4 protein-coding genes and 1 pseudogene are annotated in these 5,090 nt (G+C 38.6%); 2 read left to right on the forward strand and 3 right to left on the reverse strand.

The features are described from left to right. Positions 1 to 946: 946 nt before the first annotated feature. Positions 947 to 1,957, forward strand: coding sequence for a substrate-binding domain-containing protein (locus H5185_RS21150; protein ID WP_124015019.1), 1,011 nt, complete (start codon positions 947 to 949; stop codon positions 1,955 to 1,957). 64 nt (positions 1,958 to 2,021) lie between these two features. Beyond that, a pseudogene (locus H5185_RS23130) lies at positions 2,022 to 2,207 on the forward strand (IS91 family transposase); the annotation flags it as partial. 263 nt (positions 2,208 to 2,470) lie between these two features. Here the strand turns inward: H5185_RS23130 and H5185_RS21155 are convergent. The 3 genes from H5185_RS21155 to H5185_RS22810 all read right to left on the reverse strand — a co-directional run. Then, positions 2,471 to 4,141, reverse strand: a complete 1,671-nt coding sequence (locus tag H5185_RS21155; RefSeq protein ID WP_124015018.1) for an ATP-dependent endonuclease — start codon at positions 4,139 to 4,141, stop codon at positions 2,471 to 2,473. Positions 4,142 to 4,360: 219 nt separating this feature from the next. Then, positions 4,361 to 4,648, reverse strand: coding sequence for a transposase (locus tag H5185_RS23135; protein WP_124015017.1), 288 nt, complete (start codon positions 4,646 to 4,648; stop codon positions 4,361 to 4,363). A 244-nt stretch (positions 4,649 to 4,892) separates the two neighbouring features. After that, positions 4,893 to 5,090, reverse strand: a 198-nt coding sequence (locus H5185_RS22810; RefSeq protein ID WP_220494511.1) for a hypothetical protein, incomplete at its 5' end; no start/stop codon positions are given.

Here is a 5,090-nt window from a genome sequence, read left to right on the forward strand (position 1 = left end):
AAACCAATTGTTGTAATCTTCATATTCGGACCCGCCCTTTGTTGATAAAGTGTACAAACTTATCATTGCTCACTATGAAGCCGATTAGAAGGGTGGGTCCATCTCATTATTCCGGTAATGCTTTTGAGCCGGAATCTAGCGTTGTTCTTTTATGTTTTGTGCTTTATGGCCTAAGGCCGCTATCGTCGTGGCGCTTCGCTTACACCAGAGCAAAAGGGTAAAGCGCATTCTTATTTATAAATCAGCCTTTGCAAACCCTCAGCGTTCCGGCAACATTTTCAAAAATCTACAAGGTCGCGACGGAAGGAGATCCCGCTTTTAATTTCGTTTGAATTCCGCTTTGGCCCATCTTGTCATAAAGAGTGAAAATGCTAACGATTGTTATGGTGAATGGATTCACGAATGTCGTGGTGGCATGTATGCCAAAGAACGACTTGTAACTCGAAAGCTAGTGGGGATCTGATAGGCAGGATGCCTTGGAATTCGTGAAAGGCTATGGTCAGCTCACTGACTCTTTTATAAAGAGTCTTCAATGGCCTCAAGTTCAGAGTTGAATTTACCCATTTACAGGTACTAACTCATTTTTGGACAGAATTTTTAGAGAAGCTAGTGTTTCAGTTTAATTTTATAAAAGTTTACTCTGATTCGATTGAGTTATTAATATCCCCACCCAGTTTCATTTGAATGTCTGCGAAAGCGCTTGATGCTTGGAATGAGCCAAAAACAAGCAAGCAATAAAATTATGACAGGCATTCAAAAATTAGAACCAATTGGTTACTTGTATGGTGTTGCCATGCTGACGCATGGGGGAGTTCAAAACACAACAATATCGATTAGCTCACACTGATAGGTTCAGCAATACCGTTTCAGCTCACATTTTTAAATGAGTTTCTTTGCTATGTTTTATTGTAAGCTGAGTCGCAATATGATTATTTAAGGAGGGAGTATGGGGAGATCACTTGTATTGTTTGTTGCCTTTAGTCTAATACCCATATCTTCTGTCTATGGAAAAGAATTAAGACTTGCCGTGGTACCTAAATTTCATAGTGTTTTTTTTGAGCGAAGCAAAGCTGGCTGTATAGATGCAGCGGCTCAAATAAAAGGCGTGGAATGCATATATCGGGGACCAGATATAAGTAATGTTAGGATGCAAGATCAGGTAATAAATCAACTTATTGATGAAGGTATAGACGGTATCGCAGTAGCCGTTACACAATCTAAATATCTCGTTAAAAATAGCCTTAAGAGAGCTAAAGAAGCAGGTATTCCGGTTATTACCTATGACTCTGATATTGATGTTTCAATCAATGAAGATCCTAATAGTTTACGCCTAGCCTATATAGGCACTGACAATTTTGAATTGGGTAAGTCATTAGGTGAAGAGTTAAAAAAACTTCGGCCCAATGGGGGAACGCTAATAATGCAATCTGGGCGACCAGATTCTCCCAATCTGAATTTAAGATTGATGGGTGTCCGTTCCGCATTATCGGGAAAAAAATACGATGTACCTCCTGGAGAATTGCTTAATAACGATTCGGGATGGACTGAAGTTAGAGAACCTTTCTTTAATTTTGATCAATTGGATCAATCTATTAATCAAATGGAGTCTGTAATGAAAGGTAAGCCTGTAAAAGCAGACTCTTTTATTGCTGTTGGTGGTTGGCCGCAAAATGACCAAGCACTTTATCGTAAAATGATTGCCCCGTACCAGGCAAAAATTAATAACAATAAGGTCATCATTGTTATTACTGACACATCCTCTGAACAATTAGCTATGTTGGAAGATAATCTTGTTCATATCAATATTGGTCAAGCCCCATATGAAATGGGAAGACTAGCCATTTTGACACTGTATAAAATTGTAACAGAACAAAAATATGAGAAAACAATTTACACACCTATCACAGTTTGCACACCAGAGAACGTTGATACATGTACCAAGATTACGGGATTGTAATCATATTTAAACAGTCTGGTATAAAAGCTAACGAATAACTATGCCACTACAATTATTTGAACACCTCAGAGGTAATGCCAAAAAGCTTAGGCAACAAATACAACTAATGCTGGCAGTTACTGGGGCAGTGTTTCCAATCATGCCTGAGATAAAGCGCAGATTAGCGACGCGCTGCAGCCCCTGTTGTCAGCAACCAATACGGTTTATGGGCATAGTGAAACGACCAACAAACTTACGGCTCACAACCTAAAGCTAGAAATGATAATAAGAATAATGGCTTAATCAATACTATGAAGGAGTTAATTTAAGATACTGAAATATTGCGTTAAAAAAATTAACAGAAGGGCTAAGGTAGCTTGCTGACTACAAAAAGCTAGCACGATAACTATCACATCAAACAGCGCATATTTTCGCGCTGTTATTTACATAATAAAGAGTCACTCTTAGTTGTTCGGGCTTGTTCAACACTTGGTAGCAGGACGCGGCTTCGCGCGGTCTATCCTTAGTTAATTGCTATTTAGGTATACCTTTTCTTCTAGGGTTTAAGAACCAAGCTGCAATTGAGTCAATAAACCGCCAAACATCATTATATTCAGGTTTTAGATAATTTTCAGACAAGGGATCTTCACCCATTTTTTCAAAAATTTCGACCAGCCAACTAGGTCCATGCCCCGAGGCAGATAATCCCATTAACCATGATTCTAACTCACCATTAGGAACAACAAATAAACCATAATCTGCTAGTTTATCAAAAAAGTTTTGCAATGCTTCTTGATCATCTTCTGAGAGAATTTTAATTCCACCATCTCGTTTCATGTTTTTCCCTGATTCTTCAAACTTTTGCTTCAAAGCTTGTCTTAAAGAAGCTAGCGGCGCTCTTTCTAACTCTGGTATAGAGCCACTATCAAGGAACCCTGTCCACACTGTTCCACCGTCTTTAAGAACATCTATATCAACTATTCCTGCAACAGGTATTCCTAACTCACGCAATGGTTTAATTATTGTTTTAACAGTTTGCTTATTTTGGGCATGAAGGAATAGGCAATTAGGTATTCCTCTCTGATCAGAACTTTTTAAAAGGCGATCATTGATTTCCTGATAAAATGCACGATCAGCATCTGATTCTGTAACAATAACAAACTCATAAAACAGTCCACTTAAAACGCCAGTTGAACGTAGCAAAGGATTTCTCATGAGTTTCAAAATATCTTCATTAGGAAGGATTCTAGCAGTAGCTACATCATTCCTATAAGTTAACCGAACAATATTTACGGGTGCACCTGATTGAATACATCCCATTACAAAGTTGGGGCTATGAGTTGCTACAAAGAGCCTTTTATCCGTCCCAGACATTATTTGAGAGACTTCCTTTCCTAGCTTAAAGGAAAGCGATGGATGCAAAAAAGCTTCAGGTTCATCCATTAATAATACCGAAGGATCACCTGCAATCATTTCAGTTACCATACCAGTAAAAGCTTTTACACCATCACTAGCTAGAGATATAGGTAGAGCTTTAGCATGAAAATCAACGGCCTCCTGATGAATTCCTCTTTCTTCCATAGTATCTTTAGGAGGAACTTTTGAAAGGCGAAGGTTCAGTTGACCTAGATTTGTAGGATCTATAACTAAATATTGCCCAAAAGCTTCATGAATTATTCGACTAACTTCTTGTCTTTTATCATCATCCCTAAATAGAACTTGAAAACTTGAGTGTGGTGGTTGTTGTAGATCTCCTGCACCCTGCTGATTAACTAGATTAATCCTATTACTGCCATTAAGAATTAAGGTGTTGTACGAAAGAAACCATGAACAAGTATGTGATGGGTGCACATTTGGAGTTAGTAAAGCTTGTCTAAACAGTGTTTCTTGTACTTGATGCCTAGTTTGCCCTTTACCAACTAAAATATAATCAGGGTGAATAGCTTCACCGGGATTAGCTTTAAGAGTTAGTGATTTAATTTTAGCATCAAGAACCGATTCTTCAATTCCCTCTAAGTCAATATTTTCGATAATTACATTATTGGTGTTCTGATTACCGCTAGTGCAAAACTGTTGAATTTCAGATAATATTTTACTTTTACCCGAATTATTTGGGCCTACAAAAACAGTTATGGGCATGGCCTTTAATGTCTGATTGTCTAAACCTTCGGCACGCCCAAATTTTAATTTTATATCCTTTAACATTTAAAGACTCCATAGGGTTGTAGGCAACAAACGAGCCTGTAGAATTACTCGTTTTAAAATTCATTTTGATTAATGAACAAACAATATCTGAGTTTCTATTTTGACTCAATTATTTAGTGGTGTTTAGATTATTATTTAACATGCTGATGTATTGTTGTTTTTAGAGGGAGTATAAGGCGGGTTTGGTGAGTTATTGAGGTAAAAAGGGCTTATCCCTTCTTAGTGTATCGCGTGTTGCAGCTTTTCTATATTATGAACAAGACAGTACAGTTGCCACTGAGCATTAACTTTGACTTGGCCGCGTAAGGTCAATTTATTCATCTTTTTGTTGACCGTAATATTGCCAAACACAGGCTCAATACAACCCAGTCGCTTGCTATACTGCCGTAGCCCCATTGGGCTGTCTATTTTCACTTTCATCTTGTCGGTGTAACTCAGTTTTTTCCGTGAGTCATCATTTTTAAACACACCTGCCGACCCGTTTTTATCGGCGGTTTTCGCATACATTGCTGTTGCAACGGGCAGGATTTACAATCTTTTAAATAATAATGGACTAATAGGATAGAATTTGTAGGACATGTTTGTGATTAACAAGCAGAGTGCTAGCAAGCTTTGGGGCATAAATGATTTGCATACCTTGCTTGCAATTGGCGTGATTCGACTCTGAACTTGAGGACGTTAAAGAAAATAGTGTGAAGCTCACATGGATGTGAGCTTAGCTTTCGCGGTACAGGATGTACCATCGGAAGCGTTAGCATTTTCGAATAAGGCCGAAGCTGGTTTCAAATGAAGTTAAAAGCTTGTTCAATCCCCATGGCGACCTTTTCGCCGCTGTTGTTTTGTAAATAGCGAAAATGTTGCGGGGCGGCTGGGAGTTCCAAGAGGGAATAGCCGTTGATTTCCTCTTGGTCTGGTGTGGGCGAAGCACCACGACGTTAGTGGCCGCAGG

The sequence above is a fragment of the Shewanella sp. SG44-6 genome, assembly GCF_014164185.1.
Taxonomy (GTDB): Bacteria; Pseudomonadota; Gammaproteobacteria; order Enterobacterales; family Shewanellaceae; genus Shewanella; species Shewanella vesiculosa.